We start from the raw sequence: 19228 nt of genomic DNA, 5'->3' as shown, positions 1-19228 counted from the left end.
GCTACTAAATGACTACTAAGAGTACCGACGCAGCAACCGCAACTCCAATTCTAGATGAGAAACCAGTACTCGATCTGCGTCTGTACGATTCTTCTAAGTGCGATCGTGGCAGACCTAGTTGGTATGTAATTCTGTGGTGGTTGGTACAGGCGATCGTCTTTCCTCTCAGCTTGCATAATTTTAATGCCTTTCGCTGTTGGTTATTGCGTTGGTTTGGAGCAAAGATTGGTAAGGGGGTGATAATTCGTCCGACAGCACGTTTCACTTATCCTTGGAACGTAACCATTGGCGACCATAGCTGGATCGGCGACAACGTAGTTTTGTATAGTGTCGATCGCATTGAAATTGGCTCTCACACAGTTATTTCTCAAAAGTCTTATCTTTGCACTGGCAGCCACGATTTTAATAAAATTTCTTTCAACCTAATTACCGCACCGATCTGTATTGGTAATGGAGCTTGGATTGCTACGGATTGTTTTATTGGTGCGGGAGTAGCTATCGGTGCCAACAGCGTTATTGGTGCTAGAAGTAGCGTATTTCGTAACATTCCTGCTGGTCGGGTAGCTTGGGGTATTCCCTGTATTGCTCGTTATCCAAGAAAAACAAAAGAATGAAAAAAGATAAGTATCTACCCCAGTTAACTATCTAGACATCAGTTCGACGCCAGATTTTTTAGAGACAATCACAATTTGAGGAAATAGAATAATTGTTAGAACGAAAAATATACCTTTTCCCTTTGTTTTATACTTTAACGGGACTTAAACAAAAATCAAGCCCAAACTCGCTTTATAAGCTGTGAATAGGTCAGGATTTTGGTTGAGCCATCGAACGAAACCAAAAGACATAGCAGTACGAAACGCTTCTAATGCTTCAGGAAAAGTCTTAATTTCTTTATTAGCCCAGCGTCTTCTTAACCCACCAGTTAGCTTGTGCCAAAGGATAAAAATGTAAGCACAAAAGACAAGGATTAAATGTCTATCTAAGCTTCTTTTACCTCTTGTTTGATATTCTTTTAGCCCTAACCAACCTTTGGCTTCACGATAGAAAACTTCTTTTCTAAATTTAGAATTACTTCACTAACAGCCTCTTTGGGTAACGACCGTGCTAAATCATCTAATCTTATGTCTTCTCTATCCTCTAATTGATTAAGAAGTTTTACCTTTCTATTTTTGGCTAATCCTCCAATATATTTTAACTTTCTCTTCTCTAATTCCTTCAACAAGGTTGTATTGTTACCATATACAGATGAGTTGTAACAACAACATTGCCATTATCTGTTTTCCCGATTTCTCCAATATACTGACGACCTACTCCCGCAGTGAAATTGCGCACCGCCCGCGCTGAGGTTTCCTCAGCGTATAGGACGGAGCAAGCACCCACTTTTTCTATGACCACTATCATCAACAATTAAGCTAAAACCGCTACAAATTCTAGTCTGATGACACTTGTTCATTACTTGTAAACGTCGCTCATTAACCATGTCTGATGACCAAGGTGCTTCGGTTAAAAAGTGATGTAAGCGGTGATATGTGAGTTCTACAGCATCTGTTGCGATTTGAGATCGGTTTTTTTTTCTCTCGCTTTCGCCCAATAATCCCCCTAAATAGTTTCTAAATTCCCTTTTCTGCGATTTGTTTTTGAATAAATCATCAAATTTTTGAGACCATCTATCAAAACACGGTGGCATTGCTGCGGGAGTTGTTTCGTTCATAATGGCGAACGCTGTTAATAATAATGCTAAAGTTAATCAGCAAAAGCATTTTACCTCATTTTAGCCACCAAAATTGTCTAAGTACCGCTAATCAAAGACAACAGAACATGGAGACTTTTTTAGCCGACCAAAACTCTCAATTAGCCGAAATCGATCGCAATCAAGAATTACAGATTAAACAGTTAATTGAAAAAGAAAATCGGCAAAGATTGAGAAGCAGACGGGGAATGACACGGATTTACATACCTGGTTTATTTGAGAATAATGCAGCTAAGGACAACACAGTTGAAAGCGGTGGAACCCAAAATGGCGAAGCACAAAATGACCTAGATGTCATAACAGCATCGACAGATAGTAATTTCTTCCAGAATTTGTCTACAATTTTAAATCAGTAAGATTTACCTTTGGCGAGGGATTTAAAGTAAGCCAAATCGCTCGCTAAGAATCTTTCCTTTTAGACGGCGAGCGCTTGATGTCTGAAGACTGGGTAGAAGATTCTGGTTTTAGTTCGCCCTCTACTTCAGCTTGTTGGATGATTATCTTTTCAGTTGTCTCCTTGCCAGCAACAGCTAGTAAATCTCGATAAGCGGAATTATTCTGAGTTAGCATTTCGACGACCGTTTCTCGTTTAACTCCATCGGCTAGAGCATTTTTAGCAATTTCAACTGCTCTAGCCAAACCTTTTTTATCAGAATTTTTAGAGTAAAGTTCGTAAGAATCTACTAGTTCGCTTGAAGATTCTTGAGGTAAAAAATCTTCGATCTGTTCGAGTAATTTGGGAATTTCTTGCGTGGCTACTTCCCAAACTATGTTTAAGTCGATTTTATTATACTCGTGAACTATTTTGTCTCTCATTCCCGCGATATCCCTCCAGGGAATATGAGAGTTAGCTTGACGAAATTCTAATGAAAGTCGTTTTGTGGCTTCTCCTACGATTTGAATACTATACAGTGTCGCATTACGCTTTTCTCGGTCGAGTTGCAAATCTTCTTTATTAATTCCATCTGTAAATGCGAGAATATCTGACCCTGCATTATAGATATCTATGAGAGATTCTAGATCTCTATTCTTTTTGCTCATAGATCGATACAGCACTACTCAAAATATTTTGACGACGAAGCCAATTATCACTTTCTTCAATTCCTTTTTTGGTAGTTAGATCGACTTTACGTCTGAAAATTGCTTCTAGCTCGTCATTCATCGTCACGATTTTCCAACCTACATTGGCATCGGGAAAGAACTCTACCATTACATCGATATCACTTTGGTCGGTAAAATCATTTCGCAATACAGAGCCAAACAGATAAAATTGCTTGACTCTCCAGCGTTGACAGAATTTGGCTATCTCTTCGTAAGGAATTTTTACGGCAAATAATCGCTTTAGATAAGTCATATTAAATGAGGACTGCCAAAATTTATGTTCGGTCGGCGCAGTCTTAATTTATCGTTAAGGAAATTATAGTAGCTACAACCAATACCATTGGGTACATTGATGCCAGCAAACATACCTAGTAATATCTCTAGCATAACAGCCTCAACCAATAATAATTTCTTTCAAGATTTATCTACTGTTTTAAATCAGTGAGATTTACTTTCGTTTGACACAAGCGTAAACGTTCGGCAAGGGTTTAAAGTATGCTAAAACCGTAAGGATTCAGGTATCAGGGTTGACAAAAAGGAAAAAGAGATTAAAGTAGCCAATAATGAGCGAAGCTAATCACCCCTTCAAAGCCGAAGAACTGCGCCAGTTGTCCAATGAGAAACTGGCAGAAATCGTGACTACCCAACAAAAGCTGATTGAGAAGCTAGAAAAAAGAATAGAACAACTGGAACAGAGCCTCAACCTCGACAGCCAAACCTCATCGAAACCCCCTTCAACTGACTTGCTGAAAAAAAGCGAGAGAAAACCAGAAGTAGGGTTGGAAGAAGCCAAAAAAGAGACAAAAAGAAAACCAGGAGGACAACCAGGACATCAAGGGAAGACGAGAAAAGGATTTGGGCGTGTAGACCGCTACGAAGTATTGAAACCGACCATCTGCTCCAACTGTGGAAATCAACAATGGAAGACTAAGGGGGTACGAGTAGATACTCAACAGGTAGCCCAGTTGGTGGCAAAACCGATACAAGTCGTAGAGTACCAACGTCATCACTGTCAATGCGGCAAGTGTGGAGCAATAGAGGCAGCTCGACGGTCTCCCACAATGATTCCAGGTCAAGACTTGGGAGTCAGACTACAGGGGTTACTTTCCTGGCTGGGAAACTATGCTCATATGTCCTATGCTAAACAGCAAGAACTGTTGTGGGAACTGGGAGCAATAGAAATTAGTAGGGGAACTTTAGTTGCCACCAATGAACGAACGAGTACAACAAGCGAGTATCAACAGTGTTGAAGGGTTGAAAAAGTCGATTAATTCAGAGCATCCTCCTCTACATTGTGACGAAACCCCCTGCTCAGTTAAAGGAGTCAAAGAATGGCTCTGGGTTTTAGCTGGGTCAGAGTTCTGCCTGTTTCATGCCGGCGATACTAGAAAACGCAGAGAATTGGAAGCTGTATTAGGAGTATTCTATGATGGAGTTTTGATTAGCGACGATTTTAGTGTCTACAACGGCTATTCAGTAGCAGGACAACAAAAGTGTTTGGCTCATCTACGTCGTCATTTTCAAAAACTGTTAAAGACTAAAGGGGTAGATAACCAAGAAATTGCTACCACCTTTCTGTCTCTAATTGATGAGGCATTTAAGCAACATCGGGTTTGGCGACAGACCCATCAGGAAAGCCACTATCGAGATTGGGCAGAGGATTTCCGAAGGCGAGTGACTAGCGCAATTAAGACTTGGCTCAAGAATGCTGGTCATGAAGCTGGAAAACTGCTACGTTCGCTGCGTGATAAGGCGGAGCAATGGTGGTATTTTCTGACACATCCTCAGATACCCCCCGACAATAATCTAGCTGAACGATGTTTGAGAACTGCTGTAACCAAGCGGAAAGTTTGTGGTGGCTCTCGTTCCATCGAACGGTTTCAACATACAGCCAACCTGCTGAGTGCAATTCAATCTTGTCGTTTGCAAGGACGTTCGGTGATTACTTTTTTTCAACAGACTTTACAAGCTACAGTTGGACATTGTTCTTATCCTTCTCTTATTCCTCATGCTTGCACCTGAATCCTTACCTAAAACCTTTTCTCTTAGACGGCGAGCGCTTGATGTCTGAAGACTGGGTAGAAGATTCTGGTTTTAGTTTTATTTCTACATCAAGTTGTTAAAACTTTCTGGTTAGCTTGGGGTAAATGATATACTATGTATATCATATTATGCTAAACAATCTAGTTGTAAGATATTCATGAACAGCCAAATTGGGCAGTGGGGTAATTCTCTTACCGTGCGACTACCAAAACATATTTCACAATCTTTAGGCTTAAAGGTTAACGATCGTCTATCTATTACAGAAGACAACGGTAGGATCATCCTCGAACCGATTGAAGAATTAGAGGAACTATCGTTAGACGAGCTTTTGTCGCAGGTAATCGAACCACCAGAACCAGAGGTGGATTGGGGAAAGCCAGAAGGAGATGAGATTTGGTAGATATTCCCAAACGTAGTCAATTTGTCTGGCTTAATTTCGATCCGCAAACGGGACACGAGCAGCAAGGACATCGCCCCGCCTTAGTGGTTAGCAAGACCGAGTTTAATCAGAAAATGGGCTTTGCTTTAGTATGTCCCGTTAGTACTACAGAACGAAAAACCCCTTTCTACGTTTCTATACCAGATAATTTGGCAGTCAAAGGAGTCATTATGTGCGACCAAATAAGATCTCTTGACTACAGAGCTAGAGAAGCTAAATTTATCTGTGAATGTCCGAATTTGCTTCTGCAAGATGTTTTGCGAAGGATCAAACCCATTCTCTTTTAGACAATACGAATAACTAAACTCATCATTCGCGTAATTAAAGATAGGAAAAGATACTTACGGACTTAAAAACTGAATTCACATAGCTCACGTAGAGTTTTCTACCAAACCCGAATAAATATCAGGAGACAGCCCTAAACCAAGCAAAATCTGGCTCTGCAAAGGATTAAGCTCAGTAACATCTCCGTACCATTCTCCCTTAACTCGGAAAAGGGTCAGAGTAAGATGTTTAAAAACTGCCAGTAATTTTTCCGCAGTAGGTCGCTGTGTGGTCTTATTCGGATTACCAGGATAAAGTCCCAAGAGCGATTCTCCCGACTCTTGTAAGTTACGACGTACGACAAATTCAATTAGGGTCAGGATTCGCACTGCTAAAGTCAACAAATGCACTAACCCTTTAACCTGGTCATCTCGTTGGACAAAAAAAGGAGAAATAGAGAGAGGGCAACCTTTGAGACGATGAAAACTGCGTTCTGCTATCCATTCGTCTCGGTAGGTCAGAACCCCTTGGGGGAGAGACAGTCGCCTTACAGGAGCATTGGTCACATAAGCTCGCCAGCCTAATTGTGGTTCAACTTCTTGAATCTTGGTCTTGTTAGAGGTAACGGTGGTAATTTGGTATCGTCCTAATCGAGAGCAGGTGGGGACTTCGTAGTCATAATCATAGTCTAATAATCCTGACACCCGAGCCGAGTTAAATAATCTTCCCGAGGAACGAAAACCAAGCAATAATACTAAATATACGGTTGAAGAAGCTCACTTAAGTGCATTTTCTGTATTTTTTATGCAATCTCCTTCTTTTTTAGACCATCAACGTTTGATGAAAAGTCAGAAAGGGAAAAATAATGCCCAGAGTTTGTTTGGCATCGAGAACATCCCCTGTGATCCTCAGATTCGCACCCTGCTCAATTTGGTGCCAGCTTCGACGGTATTTGGCGTTTTTCGCTCAGTCTATAATGGTTTGTCCAAGACAGGGAACCTATCGCCCTATCGTTGCTTCGGTGGAGGATTTTTGCTGACACTTGATGGAACTGAATATTTCTCCTCCAAGAAGATTCACTGTTGTCATTGTTGCCATCGGACTCATAAAAACGGCAGTACTACCTATTTTCATGCTGCGGTTACTCCGGTACTGGTGGCTCCAGGACGACCACAGCTCATCAGTTTAGAACCAGAATTCATCACTTCCCAAGATGGTCATGATAAACAAGACTGGGAGAACGCTGCCGCTAAGCGTTGGATTGCTGCTCATCCCCGCGACCCAGAAGACCTCCCTGTAACTTTACTTGGGGATGACCTCTACTGCAATCAACCCATCTGTGAAACGGCTTTGGCTCATGGTTATCATTTTATCTTTGTCTGTAAGCGTACATCTCATTCAGAACTTTATGAGTGGGTGGATTACCTCGAACGAGTCGGGGAGGTGAAAACTCTAACCCAGTTGGAGATTCGAGGACGAAAATGTTTGTCTTACTACTACCGCTTTGTGAATAAAATTCCCCTCAGAGCTACCCAACCAGCCCTGGACGTAAACTGGTGTGAGGTAACGGTTACAGATACCAGCGACGAGAAAACCTTGTATTACAATGCCTTTGCTACTTGCCATGAAATCGAGCGACAGAATGCGATCGAGATTGTCACTGCTGCTCGTGCGCGCTCGAAGCTCGAAAATGAAGGGAATAATATTCTCAAAACTAAAGGCTATCATCTCGAACACAACTTGGGTCACGGTGAAAACCACCAGGCGGAACTTCTATTCTGCCTTAATTGGTTAGCTTATCTCTTCCACACCAGTTGGGATTTAGTCCACATCACTTATCGTGCCGTTCGCTCGATGTTAGTTACTCGCCAAACTTTCTTCAATGATGTTCGGGCACTAACCAGATATTTATGGTTTGAGAGTTGGCAGACTTTGTGGGAGTTTATGCTGAGGGAGGGAAAAGCAACTGACAGGGTTAATTCTAGCTAAATTTCGCGACTGTTGAACCAGAACCAATTCGCGCCCTTTATAGCTCTACAGAGTAATAGGTAGTCGTTCCAAGTATTACTCGGCTTTTTCATGGCTCAAAATGAACTTCCTCGGAAATGATGGCTGCTTCTAAGCTTACTTTGGCTCACAATTAATTAACTCTTCGCTTTGTGCGCAAAAATTTTTCGCGCACAAGTTCCTGTTTCTCATTTTTCATTCTGTATTTTCTTTCGTTCAGGTTTCAAAATGAGAATTGCTGGTTAATCCATTGATGGTGGTCTCTGGCTCACGCTCTAACCCTCTTATGTCACTCTCCGAGTAGTAAAATAAAGGACTAGAAAAACAAAATTGCTAGAGAGTACATAGTGCAATGGATGTAGAGTTACAAATTCTCAAACATTTAGCCAGAGATGCACGACCGACAGTATCGGTGATTGACGAATATTGTAGCAGCTACAAAGACTTATTCCCTGAAGTAAGAAGTTACGAGTGTTTTAAGTACTTACATTTAGGAATTGTCTCACCAATTAAGAGAAAATCACTCCCAGAAATAGCGAAAATAGTAGGTATTAATTCAGCGCAATCACTACATCATTTTTTAGCTAAGTCCCCTTGGTCAATAATTGAGATTCGAAAACGAAGATTATCAAAAACACTTTCGGCATTATCAGGGAAGAAAATAACAGTAGTCATTGATGAAACAGGAGATAGAAAGAAAGGAAAAAAAACCGACTACGTAGCGCGGCAATACTTAGGAAGTATTGGCAAGATAGACCAGGGGATAGTTACAGTAAATAGCTATGGGATATACGACAATATTACTTTTCCTTTAATGTTGAAAGTTTTTAAACCGAAAGGAACATTAAAACCAGGGGATAAATATCAAACCAAGATTGAATTAGCTGCCGAAATAATCGAAGAACTAATAGATTTTGAGTTTGAGATTGAATTAGTATTAGCAGACAGTTTGTATGGAGAAAGCAGTTATTTCATACAGACATTAGACAAACCTAAATTGCCTTGGGTCTTAGCAATTAGGAATAATCACGGGGTTTGGATGCCTCATAATCAAAAAGTTAGAGCTAATAAATGGTGTGAATTTGAAAGAATTTTTAGTAATCAAAATTCAGAAATCAGATATGTTAGAGAAATTGTTTTTGGTCGCAGATGTTGGAGAACCTACTGGGAATTAACTACTAACCCCGAAACCATGCCAGAGAATTCTACATCCTTTGTTATGACTAATCTTACTGACAAAAGAAGTCAAATTAAGCAACGTCTTGGTAATCTTTATGGATTGAGAACCTGGGTTGAATATGGATTTCGACAGTGCAAACAAGAGTTAGGTTGGACAGATTACCGTTTCACTAAATTCGAACAAATTGAAAGGTGGTGGGAAATTATTTTCTCAGCTTACTGGATGATTAGCTCTCAAACAAAAGTGCTTTGTAGTCTCAATTATTCAGCAACTCACTCGAATTTTTCTGATGGTAAAGATGAGTTTGAGGCAAATTTTACTCGTCATCAACAGTGGTCTAATCAAGGTGGATGGAAAACTACTTTAAATAACCTTCGTTTAATTATTCAACCAATTACTTTACTCTGGTTAATTGTTCCCTGGTTAGACATTTTTCCCAATCGTCAGTTATTGTTGGGTTTTCATCAACTAATTGCCTTGATGAATCAATTTTCACCATACTTTCTCAGTAGATAAACTACGTTTCTACTATTTTTTATTTTCGGAGAGTGACAGAAGAGGGCTAATTCATATCCAGTCCCCAGTAATTGTTCCTGACCATCATCGCAATATCGCACAATTTTGACACTCTGGAGTTGCCCACTCAAAGCCAGCTCGATCCATTCTGAGAAAAATTGAGGAACTTGACCCACTTTTGACAAGGGAGTTAGATAGTAATGATTTTCTGCATGAATCAAACCACGAGTGTTGAGAGCACTCATCTTACAATCTCCCACACAGACTAATCCTGGGTTATTCAGAGTTGAGAAAATTTGCTTCAATGCTGGCACATAGAGTCCATCATCCGCTTTCTCTCCTGACACTACCTTGGTCACTAATGGCATCCCCAAAGGCTCGAGGCTTGCCATCATGGTTTTAATCTGTGGCAGGTTGGGATTATCTTTGCTGTGACCGAATTGAAATATTCCCTCTTCAGTGACCAGATGATAACCACTATTAGTTGTAGCATCTATTCTGACTTGGCTGACAGGTAATTGATATACAGAGATAGTGTCTCGGTTCAGGTTTGTTTCTATTTCTGACCAGGTATAAGTTGGACTCAATCTTCTCAGGAGGATACTCAGGCGGTCATCGGTGAAGTCAGTTTCCCTTAGTGACACATCACACACTGTTTCTAGAGTATAACTTCTTTGGTTCACCCACTCCCTTACCTTCACTTTTCGATGGTCTCCCTGAGAAAGAATATACGATAGCCAAATGGTTGTTACCCATCCCCAATCCAGTCCTTTTTCTTTCCAATGACGAGGTAGATGCTGATTAATAATTTTTGGCAATCCCATTTCTTTCATGACGTTAAGCAGAAGCACTACATCATCGATGCGCTCGGAGGTAATCTGGCAAGAATTGTTATTACTCATTATCCAGATTTATCACGTTTGGCACATCTAGCTTAATTCTAGGTATCTTTTCTTAGTCTCTATTACGCGAATGATGAGATATAAGTTAGATTTCCAAAAGAAATACCGTGTTGAGTTATCAATTGGAAAAGTATCTATATTCTTCTTGGCAAAAAGACACACGCTATTACATCATTGAGGTTTGCCAGGACTTGTGGGGAAACTGGCTACTCAAAAAGACCTGGGGTTCGGCAGCGAAGAGAGATTTTGGTCGCTCGGTCTCCACTGTTTGTTCTGACTATGAAGCAGGAGTAGAACTTTACAATAAAGCTGAAAAACGCCGTCTTTTGCGAGGATACGAGCTTGTATAAGCACAAACTAAGAATATCTATTGAGGTTTGGATTTCACGCAAATCTCAAATCCGTCATAAAAGTCTCCTGTCCGATTGAGTTCAAATTCGCCAAATAGTAAAGAAATGAAAACTTGAGCTACGGATAAATTGGTCGCTCTGACAATCTGAGCCAAGGTGTTAACTTGAGGATTACTTCTCAGACATCCTAATACTTTGTTTATCCAAGCATTGATATTTTCATCATAAGCCAGGGAACTAACTTCCGAACTTATTCGCTCCTTACTATATTTTTCTATTGCTTCGCCAGATGTTAGAGCTTGAATTGCGACCGACGATTCGCGTTGGTATTCTGCTCTGACTGGGGGTTGGAGATATTTCTTTAGGAAATTAGTGTTAATGCTTTGTTGTGTCAAAGAAGCTAAAAATAGACTAAAGCTACTATCTATTTCGGTGTCGGTTAGATCTATTTTTGGTTGTCGAGAATCTTCTAAAGCTGCCTCTACTCGTGCCAGAATACTCAGACTACCCTGGTAAAACAACTCACCCGCTCGCCGTAGTTTGATTTCATCTCTCAACCCAGCTCGATCGATTTGGTTAACTTGTTGAATGATACTGCCAAATGAGTAGTTCACAATACTTCAATTCAAATTCTCGTTGCTACATAACATTGGTTTTGCATTCGGGACAATCAATAGGATTGAGCCAATAAATCAGTCCAAAGCAATCGATCCCGTACTCGGTTTCCAGATAAGCCAGTAGTTTTTGGATATATTCTTCTAATTCAGGTTGTCTCAATCCGCCGACGTGCTGGGGTAGCATTTGATGGGATAGCTTGTTGCCCTGGTAGATTTTAAGTGCGATCGCATGAACGAACTGATTTTCTTTGCCATATATTTCTAATTCTGTACGATAGGCTTCGGGTAAGACTGGCTCTACTGTTTCAATACCTTTGGCTCTAGCAGTGTATGAGCGACGTTTGGCGTTTACCTTGCTGCTATTTCGCAACCGATAGCGTTTGTGATAGCAAAGACGATTTTTAGCAACATAACATTACATTCTGGATGCTTGGCTCGTGCCTCTTCTTCCGTGACATAGTTCCTGGCGCAGTACGAACATTTAGGAGCGGCTTTTCTTCCCACAATTTAATCAATCAGCAAAAATATCTGTCAAATCTACTGTCAATCCTGGTAAAATATCTTCCCCAGACAAACTACTAGGATTATCTAAAACTTCCTTTTTCTCTCCCTGACGATATATTTCTACCTGCTTCTCATCGGGACAAATCAACCAACCCAACTTTACTCCGCAATTAATATACTCGTTCATTTTATTGCGTAGCTCATCCAAATCATCGGTAGGGGACATTAACTCGATGACAAAATCGGGGTCGATGGGAGCAAATTTACGCTGCTGGGCTTTAGGTATGGCTTGCCAGCGACTAGATTCAATCCAGCTTAGGTCAGGAGAACGAGTAGCCCCATTAGATAGTTTAAAACCTGTAGAAGAATCAAAAGTGACTCCTAAGTTGTTTTTGACGTTCCAAAGTTCTACTTGAAATACCAATCTGGTATTTTTTCTTCCACTTTCACTGCCCGTTGGCGACATAATTATCAGTTTTCCTTCTGGAGTAGTCTCGAATCTCGCTTCTGGATTATCCGCACAAAGCTGTTCGAGTTGGGTATCGCTGATTCGGTCGGTAAAAGTAGCCAAATTTATTGCTGTCATGGTTTTTCCAACTTATGCGTTAACCGACAAATTGTTAGTTATAGTATAACCCTCTTCTGTCATTCTCCGAAAATAAAAAATAGTAGAAACGTAGTTTATCTACTGAGAAAGTATGGTGAAAATTGATTCATCAAGGCAATTAGTTGATGAAAACCCAACAATAACTGACGATTGGGAAAAATGTCTAACCAGGGAACAATTAACCAGAGTAAAGTAATTGGTTGAATAATTAAACGAAGGTTATTTAAAGTAGTTTTCCATCCACCTTGATTAGACCACTGTTGATGACGAGTAAAATTTGCCTCAAACTCATCTTTACCATCAGAAAAATTCGAGTGAGTTGCTGAATAATTGAGACTACAAAGCACTTTTGTTTGAGAGCTAATCATCCAGTAAGCTGAGAAAATAATTTCCCACCACCTTTCAATTTGTTCGAATTTAGTGAAACGGTAATCTGTCCAACCTAACTCTTGTTTGCACTGTCGAAATCCATATTCAACCCAGGTTCTCAATCCATAAAGATTACCAAGACGTTGCTTAATTTGACTTCTTTTGTCAGTAAGATTAGTCATAACAAAGGATGTAGAATTCTCTGGCATGGTTTCGGGGTTAGTAGTTAATTCCCAGTAGGTTCTCCAACATCTGCGACCAAAAACAATTTCTCTAACATATCTGATTTCTGAATTTTGATTACTAAAAATTCTTTCAAATTCACACCATTTATTAGCTCTAACTTTTTGATTATGAGGCATCCAAACCCCGTGATTATTCCTAATTGCTAAGACCCAAGGCAATTTAGGTTTGTCTAATGTCTGTATGAAATAACTGCTTTCTCCATACAAACTGTCTGCTAATACTAATTCAATCTCAAACTCAAAATCTATTAGTTCTTCGATTATTTCGGCAGCTAATTCAATCTTGGTTTGATATTTATCCCCTGGTTTTAATGTTCCTTTCGGTTTAAAAACTTTCAACATTAAAGGAAAAGTAATATTGTCGTATATCCCATAGCTATTTACTGTAACTATCCCCTGGTCTATCTTGCCAATACTTCCTAAGTATTGCCGCGCTACGTAGTCGGTTTTTTTTCCTTTCTTTCTATCTCCTGTTTCATCAATGACTACTGTTATTTTCTTCCCTGATAATGCCGAAAGTGTTTTTGATAATCTTCGTTTTCGAATCTCAATTATTGACCAAGGGGACTTAGCTAAAAAATGATGTAGTGATTGCGCTGAATTAATACCTACTATTTTCGCTATTTCTGGGAGTGATTTTCTCTTAATTGGTGAGACAATTCCTAAATGTAAGTACTTAAAACACTCGTAACTTCTTACTTCAGGGAATAAGTCTTTGTAGCTGCTACAATATTCGTCAATCACCGATACTGTCGGTCGTGCATCTCTGGCTAAATGTTTGAGAATTTGTAACTCTACATCCATTGCACTATGTACTCTCTAGCAATTTTGTTTTTCTAGTCCTTTATTTTACTACTCGGAGAGTGACATAAGAGGGATAAGTTAAAAATATCTCTAGGAGTTTTCAATACTTTGAGCATAGTTATTAACACATAAGTTGAAAATAATTAACTCATAAAATGAAAATATCCGGGTAGTCCTGTAGAAGTAACGATCTAAAATAAACGTCGAGCTTAAATAACTCGAGAGCAAAGCCTACTTGTCCAAGCTGCCATTCTGAGAAAATTGTCAAAAATGGTCGGATTCACAACGGAAAACAAAGGTTTAGATGTAATCAATGTCATCGTCAATTTGTAGAGAAACCGCAAAAAATCGTCGTTAATCAAGAGAAACGGGAGTTGATTGACAGGCTCTGATTAGAAAGAATTTCTTTGGCAGGTATTGCACGAGCAGTTGAAGTGTCAGAAAAGTGGCTTCAAACCTATGTTAACCATAAATAAATATGCTCTAGTTCCCAGAGAAATAAAAGTCACACCCAAAAAAAGGGGAAATTGACGAAGCAGTGTGATGCAATGTGGAGGGGCTGTGTGCGGACACAGGTTCCGCACCTTGAAAGCCCCGTGTCATTTGTAGACCATCAAGGAAATAAACAATGGGTCTGGTTAGCTTTGGATTCCAAAACTCGTGAAATCGTTGGGGTAACAATTGGCGATTGGCTTTGCCACTGCGCGGAGCGCAATCGCAGCGAACAAGCAGCGCCAGAACTGTGGAATTCGCTACCTCCTGTCTATCGGGACTTTGACAAAAAACTGGGTTCAAAAAGGGGTGAAAGCCTGATATATCAATTATTTAACCTCAAAACAGCTAAATTCTTAATATATCTGGGTTTCAGGCGATTTTACCTCGTCGAGGTAAAATCGCCGTCTGGTGAGGCTTTCACCCCTTTTTGATAGGTAAAAATTGTCAAAGTCCCGCTATGGTCAATGTGCGGTTGCCTACACTGATTTTTGGACAGTTTATGAGACGGTATTTCCTCAACAACCCCATCAAGCAGTGGGAAAAGAAACAGGAAGAACAAGTTATATTGAACGGTTTAACAATACTCTTAGACAAAGAGTATCTCGATTAGTGGGAAAAACCCTATCATTTTCCAAATCATTAGAGAATCATCTAGGTGCTATCTGGCACTTTGTGTATTACTATAATGCTTCATTACATCTTTAGCACTACCAGAAATAATTCTGGCATTTCGCTCTTCTTTGGTGTTGAACTAGCTATTCACGAGATAGAAAGATGCGATCGCGCTTCTGTAAATTACAAAAAATTCAGTCCAGCCTTAGCAAAGGATAGCGTTGTAAATCTTCACGAGTCCAGCAGGAAAGTCCCGCCTTTTGACCTACAGTTTCTAGCACTAAGATCGCATCTAGGACATTCTCAAAGTCGCTGATGTAAACTGTCCCCAATTTTTGAAGTTTTAAATAAGCTCGGCTGAAGCCATGTTCGTATACTTTAATCACCACATTTCAGTGAAACATCCTACCTCTCCTAAAGTACTTAACCTAAATTAGTGAAAGGGATTCAATTGCTCGGGAGTTTATGATAAAAAATATAGTTGAGGCAAAGAAAAAAATGGAACTATCAAAAACTGAAGTCAAACAAATCACTACTGAGATCCTCTCAGGAATGCTTGCTAATCCTCATATATATCAAATGTTAAGTGATAACTTAGGTAGAGGACCGCAGGAACGAGATTTAGTTGTTGCTGCAATTGAAATGGCAGAAAGCTTAATTACTAAAGTCGAAGAGAAACACAACCAGAAGTAAAATTGAAGCTGCGATCACGACATTGAGACAGAAACAGAGCCGAATGCGGAATGTTGCCCATAATTCTACAATTGATAATTCACGAATCGTTTTGCGCTCTCTGAGTAATCTACTGATGTAGTAAGATCTTGCCCTCAACTTTCTGAAGCTCTTCGCAGCGCATTTATTTCGTGAGTAAACTTGTTGCGAGCGACAGATAGCATGGTTCAATATCAGTGCTTTTAGCTGTCACCAAAAAACTCTCCAAAGTAGTGTATTTGGTTTAAAGTCATCCAGGCCAATATGCGATCGCCGCTTTTAAAAACCAAAGAGTTGGCCAAACCTAGATAATGAGAGGAGTGTACCAATAGCTGGGCAAATTCTTGCCATTCTTTTTTGTTCATTTTTAGCTCTTGAGGACAATTGGTAAAATCTAGGCATAATACAGTAAAACGACCGTTAAGTTCCCTGAAGACTTGGCATTCTGGGTTAAGAAAAGGAGCGAGGTGACGAAAACGCCTAATCGCTTCTAGTTCCAAGTCAATACTCGTACAATTGAGCGGTGATTTAGATGCCATAATAACCTCCTTTCACCTTGCAATTTCTACTCCTATCTTTTCTTTATTGTAAAGAGTAGTCAATCGCAGGTTAGATTGTAGACATATCTCTTGATGATGGAAAGTGGGAAAGCTTTTCTAGAATTAAAGTTTTGTTGCCGTCCCATTTTACTTGAGTGCCCAATTTTTTGCCTTCTCGATTTAAAATTTCTCTCAACCAGAGAAGATCTTTAGTTGAGGCTCGTTGTATTCTCAAGCGTTTAATTTGAGTTGGTAACATTTGCAGATTTACCAGTTTCCCCGTAAAACAGTCGAGGGTAGCAAAATACATTAAGCTTAGATCGTCTCGAAATGCTTCATAACCGCTGATTCCTTCATAATCATCGAGCAAATCGCCACAACCGTAAATAATTAGGCGATCGCGATAAATTTCTATCCCTTTAACATGGTGGGCAGAATGTCCGTGGATTAGATCGACTCCAGCAAGATCGATGAGCTGATGGGCAAATTCAATTTGTCGAGCGGAAATTTGATAACCCCAATTGCTTCCCCAATGAATAGAAGCAATTACCACATCACCCCTTCGTTTAACTTGCCGAACTTGCTTCTGGATAGAGCAAACCGTTTGCTCGGATAAGTCTGGCAAGAGATTAATTCCAGGCTTGTTTTTATCAGCCGCCCAACTTAGAGGAATACCGCTAGTGGCTACGCCATAACCAAAGGCGATCGCTCTACCTTTACCTTCCACTTCCATAATTGCAGGAGTTTCAGCCAATTGCCGATTTTGTCCGGCACCAGCGATTTTAATCTCTGCCTTTTTCAAGGTGCCTATGGTTTCTACTAAACCCGAATATCCCCAATCGAGAACGTGATTATTTGCCAGGGAACAACAATCAATGTTAGCTACTGTAAGACAATCAATATTTTCAGGATTCATGCGATAGTTAATCCCTTTACCTCTCCAGTAATTGTTACTAAGGGTGATACTAGTTTCTAAATTGATTAGCTTGATATCTGGTGCTACTCGCTTCCATTCCTCTAGAGCATCTCCCCAAATGTAACTAAAGCTTACTGGGGTAGGAATCGAACCGTTAGCTCCCTCGGCAAGTTCGACATATTTCCTAGCATCATTCAGATAAACTTCAGGGATAAAGGGATCGCCGGGATGAGGTAAAATTTGGTCGATTCCCCTTCCTGTCATCACATCACCACCAAGAAAGATGACGATCGAATTATCTGCTGTGGGTGTTCGATTTTTAGCTTGAAATTGAGTCTTTTCCATGATTTTGAGTAGGTTGAGAAACTGCCGCTCTCAACAGGCATAGGAAACCACAATGAGCGTTATCAAAGGTTTAGGTTATGGCACTCCCAATTTCTGTAGAGGAATCTATCCTACTGCTTACTTCCTAATTTGGTCGAAAAAAATGAGGAACTTGCGATTGACCTCGTTCGTTGGCCCACGAGAAATATAGGGCGCTCGCTTTTCACCGATTTATTGATTACAGGTACCGATTGCATCATGAGTTTCTCATGATTCGCCACTTTCTGTTTGATGAAGAATTATGCTAATAGTTTTAATTAACAAGCTTTTACCAGGGCAGCGTACGAATTTCTACTTGGCTAATATCGACTTCACTAACACCTCGAACATTTCGAGCGACAGTTACTAATCTGTTATAAAAAGTTTCATTCGATACTTTACCTTTTAAAATAATTTTACTGTTGTTTTGTGCGACGTAAACAGTAGATATCCCCTTTAAAATAAAGTCTTTTTCAAATGCCTTGGCGACTCTTTTGGCTAAGCCATTGGGATCGTATTCTCCATCTAATCCAGTTCGTTCTATAGGAATAGAGGAACTAGAATTTTTGACTAAGAGTGCGCTTCGATCTCTTGGATCTTTACAAGCACTAAATGTTATCGCCAAAGTAATAATAAAAAATATGGGTAGAATCTTCCCAGAATTAAATTTTATTTTCATGACCGTCGTTCTCACTCACAATAAGAACAGAGATTTTTTAAAGAACTTCAGCAGCTTTTCAGCGATCGCAGAGAAAAAAATTGAGTAACTTAAATAGACAATCGAGCGATCGAACTAACCAGAACCAATCTAGTTAGGCGTATCTCTACCAATTACAACTTCGAGGGTAGGTCGAAAAAAATGCACCGACAAAAATCGATCTATCAAGTAGCTTAAATGTAGCTTTTGTGGTTCATATGCTTATGGAGGATACGATTTATTGCTTAGACAACAACCTTATGTAACAGCAAGTTTTTTAAAACCAATAGTCTTTATGAGGTGCATTTCTTGCTAAAAGACAAATCGGTTAAATAAATATTTGGTTGCTACCAACAAATTAATTTTTCTCCAATTACTATTTTATCTCGGCTATTTGACTTCTACGCTCAGTTAATACAATTGTTTAAAAAGTAGCATAGCAAAATAAAATTGATATTAGGCTACTCGATTTTATAATTAGTCTTCTAATGGCAAAATATTAATAATTTCACCTCTAGTTCATCTGTCGTGCTTTTAAAAAATAATGGTTGTAGCGCTCGTTGCAACTATTTGAAACTTCATTCTTCACAAATTCCTCAAATTATTATTCTAAATTAAGAATTAAGCTAGCAAAGATTGCTCGGCTAGCAGAATTTAGTAGTGTTGATTCTTCTTACTCTCTAAGAGGGTGGAGGTATTCGTTATGAAATTACGTTATTTTGCCTTGGTAGTTGGCATTCTCTTTTTAATTTTAGGTATTCTAGGATTTATCCCTGGTTTACTTACATTACCTGCCAGCGCACCAGTTCTTAAAATCGGACTGGGATATGGTTATCTGTTAGGTTTATTCCCAGTCAACCTCGTACACAACTCGATCCATTTAGCAATCGGTGTATGGGGCATTATTGTCTATCTCAGCCAGTCAAACGCGCGATTATTTGCTCGTAGTATGGCAATTGGCTTGGGATTATTAGCTGTTTTGGGTTTGATTCCAGTAACTAAAATGCTCTTTGGTTTAGTACCTCTGTTCAGTCACAATATCTGGCTTCATGCTCTAATAGCAGCGATCGCGGCTTATTTTGGTTGGTTTAGGACACGCAAAGTAGAAGATATTGGTATGAACACAGCAGCTTGACAACAAGCTCAATCGGTCGCTGGATGTAAAATCCAGCGCTGCGATTGAGAAGGAGGCGGTTG

20 protein-coding genes and 5 pseudogenes are annotated in these 19228 nt (G+C 39.7%); 12 read left to right on the top strand and 13 right to left on the bottom strand.

What is annotated here, in order from left to right:
- Positions 1-8: 8 nt before the first annotated feature.
- Complete coding sequence (hpsU, locus tag ACLFKQ_RS26985; RefSeq protein ID WP_449002742.1) at positions 9-614, top strand: hormogonium polysaccharide biosynthesis acetyltransferase HpsU; 606 nt, start codon at positions 9-11, stop codon at positions 612-614.
- A 144-nt stretch (positions 615-758) separates the two neighbouring features.
- On the opposite strand, the pseudogene ACLFKQ_RS26980 reads toward hpsU, so the two are convergent.
- Positions 759-1711 (bottom strand): annotated as a pseudogene (locus ACLFKQ_RS26980) (transposase).
- A 23-nt stretch (positions 1712-1734) separates the two neighbouring features.
- On the opposite strand from ACLFKQ_RS26980, the gene ACLFKQ_RS26975 reads away from it, so the two are divergent.
- The gene (locus ACLFKQ_RS26975; protein WP_449002741.1) at positions 1735-2106 is read left to right on the top strand and encodes a hypothetical protein; all 372 of its coding nucleotides are present in this window, start codon (positions 1735-1737) and stop codon (positions 2104-2106) included.
- Between the two features lie 43 nt (positions 2107-2149).
- Here ACLFKQ_RS26975 and ACLFKQ_RS26970 read toward each other — a convergent pair whose 3' ends face one another.
- Both ACLFKQ_RS26970 and ACLFKQ_RS26965 read right to left on the bottom strand, forming a co-directional pair.
- Positions 2150-2791, bottom strand: coding sequence for a HepT-like ribonuclease domain-containing protein (locus ACLFKQ_RS26970; RefSeq protein ID WP_449002740.1), 642 nt, complete (start codon positions 2789-2791; stop codon positions 2150-2152).
- On the bottom strand, positions 2775-3104 hold the full coding sequence (locus ACLFKQ_RS26965) for a nucleotidyltransferase family protein (protein WP_449002739.1): 330 nt from the start codon (positions 3102-3104) through the stop codon (positions 2775-2777). The genes ACLFKQ_RS26970 and ACLFKQ_RS26965 overlap by 17 nt, the downstream gene beginning before the upstream one ends.
- A 310-nt stretch (positions 3105-3414) precedes the next feature.
- On the opposite strand from ACLFKQ_RS26965, the pseudogene tnpC reads away from it, so the two are divergent.
- From tnpC to ACLFKQ_RS26950, 3 genes and pseudogenes are all read left to right on the top strand, one after another.
- Positions 3415-4873, top strand: a pseudogene (gene tnpC, locus ACLFKQ_RS26960) (IS66 family transposase).
- A gap of 178 nt (positions 4874-5051) precedes the next feature.
- Positions 5052-5294, top strand: coding sequence for an AbrB/MazE/SpoVT family DNA-binding domain-containing protein (locus tag ACLFKQ_RS26955; protein ID WP_449002738.1), 243 nt, complete (start codon positions 5052-5054; stop codon positions 5292-5294).
- Entirely contained in the window at positions 5288-5620 is a 333-nt protein-coding gene (locus ACLFKQ_RS26950) for a type II toxin-antitoxin system PemK/MazF family toxin (RefSeq protein WP_449002737.1), read from the top strand. The genes ACLFKQ_RS26955 and ACLFKQ_RS26950 overlap by 7 nt, the downstream gene beginning before the upstream one ends.
- 84 nt (positions 5621-5704) lie before the next feature.
- On the opposite strand, the gene ACLFKQ_RS26945 is transcribed toward ACLFKQ_RS26950, so the two are convergent.
- Complete coding sequence (locus ACLFKQ_RS26945; RefSeq protein WP_449002736.1) at positions 5705-6301, bottom strand: hypothetical protein; 597 nt, start codon at positions 6299-6301, stop codon at positions 5705-5707.
- A gap of 1 nt (position 6302) precedes the next feature.
- On the opposite strand from ACLFKQ_RS26945, the pseudogene ACLFKQ_RS26940 reads away from it, so the two are divergent.
- Positions 6303-7586, top strand: a pseudogene (locus tag ACLFKQ_RS26940) (ISNCY family transposase); the annotation flags it as partial.
- A 370-nt stretch (positions 7587-7956) separates the two neighbouring features.
- Positions 7957-9300, top strand: coding sequence for an IS701 family transposase (locus tag ACLFKQ_RS26935; RefSeq protein ID WP_449000580.1), 1344 nt, complete (start codon positions 7957-7959; stop codon positions 9298-9300).
- Here the strand turns inward: ACLFKQ_RS26935 and ACLFKQ_RS26930 are convergent.
- Entirely contained in the window at positions 9270-10202 is a 933-nt protein-coding gene (locus ACLFKQ_RS26930; RefSeq protein WP_449002735.1) for an IS1634 family transposase, read from the bottom strand. The two genes, ACLFKQ_RS26935 and ACLFKQ_RS26930, sit on opposite strands and share 31 nt — an antisense overlap.
- 107 nt (positions 10203-10309) lie before the next feature.
- Here ACLFKQ_RS26930 and ACLFKQ_RS26925 point away from each other — a divergent pair, with 107 nt between their 5' ends.
- Entirely contained in the window at positions 10310-10552 is a 243-nt protein-coding gene (locus tag ACLFKQ_RS26925) for a WGR domain-containing protein (RefSeq protein WP_449002734.1), read from the top strand.
- A 17-nt stretch (positions 10553-10569) separates the two neighbouring features.
- Here ACLFKQ_RS26925 and ACLFKQ_RS26920 read toward each other — a convergent pair whose 3' ends face one another.
- From ACLFKQ_RS26920 to ACLFKQ_RS26905, 4 genes are all read right to left on the bottom strand, one after another.
- A complete protein-coding gene (locus ACLFKQ_RS26920; RefSeq protein WP_449002733.1) occupies positions 10570-11166 on the bottom strand; it encodes a hypothetical protein in 597 nt (198 codons plus the stop codon).
- Positions 11167-11191: 25 nt separating this feature from the next.
- Positions 11192-11539 carry a hypothetical protein gene (locus ACLFKQ_RS26915; RefSeq protein ID WP_449002732.1) on the bottom strand — a complete coding sequence of 116 codons (348 nt, stop codon included), beginning with the start codon at positions 11537-11539 and terminating at the stop codon, positions 11192-11194.
- 141 nt (positions 11540-11680) lie between these two features.
- A complete protein-coding gene (locus ACLFKQ_RS26910; protein WP_449002731.1) occupies positions 11681-12259 on the bottom strand; it encodes a Uma2 family endonuclease in 579 nt (192 codons plus the stop codon).
- A 95-nt stretch (positions 12260-12354) separates the two neighbouring features.
- Entirely contained in the window at positions 12355-13698 is a 1344-nt protein-coding gene (locus ACLFKQ_RS26905; protein WP_449000580.1) for an IS701 family transposase, read from the bottom strand.
- A 236-nt stretch (positions 13699-13934) separates the two neighbouring features.
- Here ACLFKQ_RS26905 and ACLFKQ_RS26900 point away from each other — a divergent pair.
- Both ACLFKQ_RS26900 and ACLFKQ_RS26895 read left to right on the top strand, forming a co-directional pair.
- Positions 13935-14468: pseudogene (locus ACLFKQ_RS26900) on the top strand (IS1/IS1595 family N-terminal zinc-binding domain-containing protein); the annotation flags it as partial.
- Positions 14469-14649: 181 nt separating this feature from the next.
- Positions 14650-14898 (top strand): annotated as a pseudogene (locus ACLFKQ_RS26895) (IS1 family transposase); the annotation flags it as partial.
- Between the two features lie 101 nt (positions 14899-14999).
- Here ACLFKQ_RS26895 and ACLFKQ_RS26890 read toward each other — a convergent pair.
- Positions 15000-15191 carry a hypothetical protein gene (locus ACLFKQ_RS26890; protein WP_449002730.1) on the bottom strand — a complete coding sequence of 64 codons (192 nt, stop codon included), beginning with the start codon at positions 15189-15191 and terminating at the stop codon, positions 15000-15002.
- A 112-nt stretch (positions 15192-15303) separates the two neighbouring features.
- Here ACLFKQ_RS26890 and ACLFKQ_RS26885 point away from each other — a divergent pair, with 112 nt between their 5' ends.
- Positions 15304-15498 (top strand): hypothetical protein, encoded by a 195-nt coding sequence (locus ACLFKQ_RS26885; protein ID WP_449002729.1) that lies wholly within the window; start codon positions 15304-15306, stop codon positions 15496-15498.
- 221 nt (positions 15499-15719) lie between these two features.
- Here ACLFKQ_RS26885 and ACLFKQ_RS26880 read toward each other — a convergent pair whose 3' ends face one another.
- The 3 genes from ACLFKQ_RS26880 to ACLFKQ_RS26870 all read right to left on the bottom strand — a co-directional run bounded on the left by ACLFKQ_RS26880 (position 15720) and on the right by ACLFKQ_RS26870 (position 18013).
- Positions 15720-16055 (bottom strand): hypothetical protein, encoded by a 336-nt coding sequence (locus ACLFKQ_RS26880; protein WP_449002728.1) that lies wholly within the window; start codon positions 16053-16055, stop codon positions 15720-15722.
- Between the two features lie 70 nt (positions 16056-16125).
- Complete coding sequence (locus ACLFKQ_RS26875) at positions 16126-17316, bottom strand: CapA family protein (protein ID WP_449002727.1); 1191 nt, start codon at positions 17314-17316, stop codon at positions 16126-16128.
- A 307-nt stretch (positions 17317-17623) separates the two neighbouring features.
- On the bottom strand, positions 17624-18013 hold the full coding sequence (locus ACLFKQ_RS26870) for a phospholipid-binding protein (RefSeq protein WP_449002726.1): 390 nt from the start codon (positions 18011-18013) through the stop codon (positions 17624-17626).
- Between the two features lie 721 nt (positions 18014-18734).
- Between ACLFKQ_RS26870 and ACLFKQ_RS26865 the strand changes: the two genes are divergently transcribed.
- Positions 18735-19166: a DUF4383 domain-containing protein gene (locus ACLFKQ_RS26865; protein WP_449002725.1), complete on the top strand. Its 432-nt coding sequence runs from the start codon at positions 18735-18737 to the stop codon at positions 19164-19166.
- Positions 19167-19228: the final 62 nt, after the last annotated feature.

The sequence above is a fragment of the Myxosarcina sp. GI1(2024) genome (genome assembly GCF_053543375.1).
Note: the sequence above shows the minus strand (reverse complement) of the source record. Positions and strands in the feature narration are given on the sequence as shown.

Bases quoted from the DNA above. Each gene is read 5' to 3' on its own strand.
- hpsU (WP_449002742.1), top strand. From the start codon at position 9: ATGACTACTAAGAGTACCGACGCAGCAACCGCAACTCCAATTCTAGAT.
- ACLFKQ_RS26975 (WP_449002741.1), top strand. From the start codon at position 1,735: ATGCTAAAGTTAATCAGCAAAAGCATTTTACCTCATTTTAGCCACCAA.
- ACLFKQ_RS26970 (WP_449002740.1), bottom strand. From the start codon at position 2,791: ATGAGCAAAAAGAATAGAGATCTAGAATCTCTCATAGATATCTATAAT.
- ACLFKQ_RS26965 (WP_449002739.1), bottom strand. From the start codon at position 3,104: ATGACTTATCTAAAGCGATTATTTGCCGTAAAAATTCCTTACGAAGAG.
- ACLFKQ_RS26955 (WP_449002738.1), top strand. From the start codon at position 5,052: ATGAACAGCCAAATTGGGCAGTGGGGTAATTCTCTTACCGTGCGACTA.
- ACLFKQ_RS26935 (WP_449000580.1), top strand. From the start codon at position 7,957: ATGGATGTAGAGTTACAAATTCTCAAACATTTAGCCAGAGATGCACGA.
- ACLFKQ_RS26930 (WP_449002735.1), bottom strand. From the start codon at position 10,202: ATGAGTAATAACAATTCTTGCCAGATTACCTCCGAGCGCATCGATGAT.
- ACLFKQ_RS26910 (WP_449002731.1), bottom strand. From the start codon at position 12,259: ATGACAGCAATAAATTTGGCTACTTTTACCGACCGAATCAGCGATACC.
- ACLFKQ_RS26905 (WP_449000580.1), bottom strand. From the start codon at position 13,698: ATGGATGTAGAGTTACAAATTCTCAAACATTTAGCCAGAGATGCACGA.
- ACLFKQ_RS26885 (WP_449002729.1), top strand. From the start codon at position 15,304: ATGGAACTATCAAAAACTGAAGTCAAACAAATCACTACTGAGATCCTC.
- ACLFKQ_RS26880 (WP_449002728.1), bottom strand. From the start codon at position 16,055: ATGGCATCTAAATCACCGCTCAATTGTACGAGTATTGACTTGGAACTA.
- ACLFKQ_RS26875 (WP_449002727.1), bottom strand. From the start codon at position 17,316: ATGGAAAAGACTCAATTTCAAGCTAAAAATCGAACACCCACAGCAGAT.
- ACLFKQ_RS26870 (WP_449002726.1), bottom strand. From the start codon at position 18,013: ATGAAAATAAAATTTAATTCTGGGAAGATTCTACCCATATTTTTTATT.
- ACLFKQ_RS26865 (WP_449002725.1), top strand. From the start codon at position 18,735: ATGAAATTACGTTATTTTGCCTTGGTAGTTGGCATTCTCTTTTTAATT.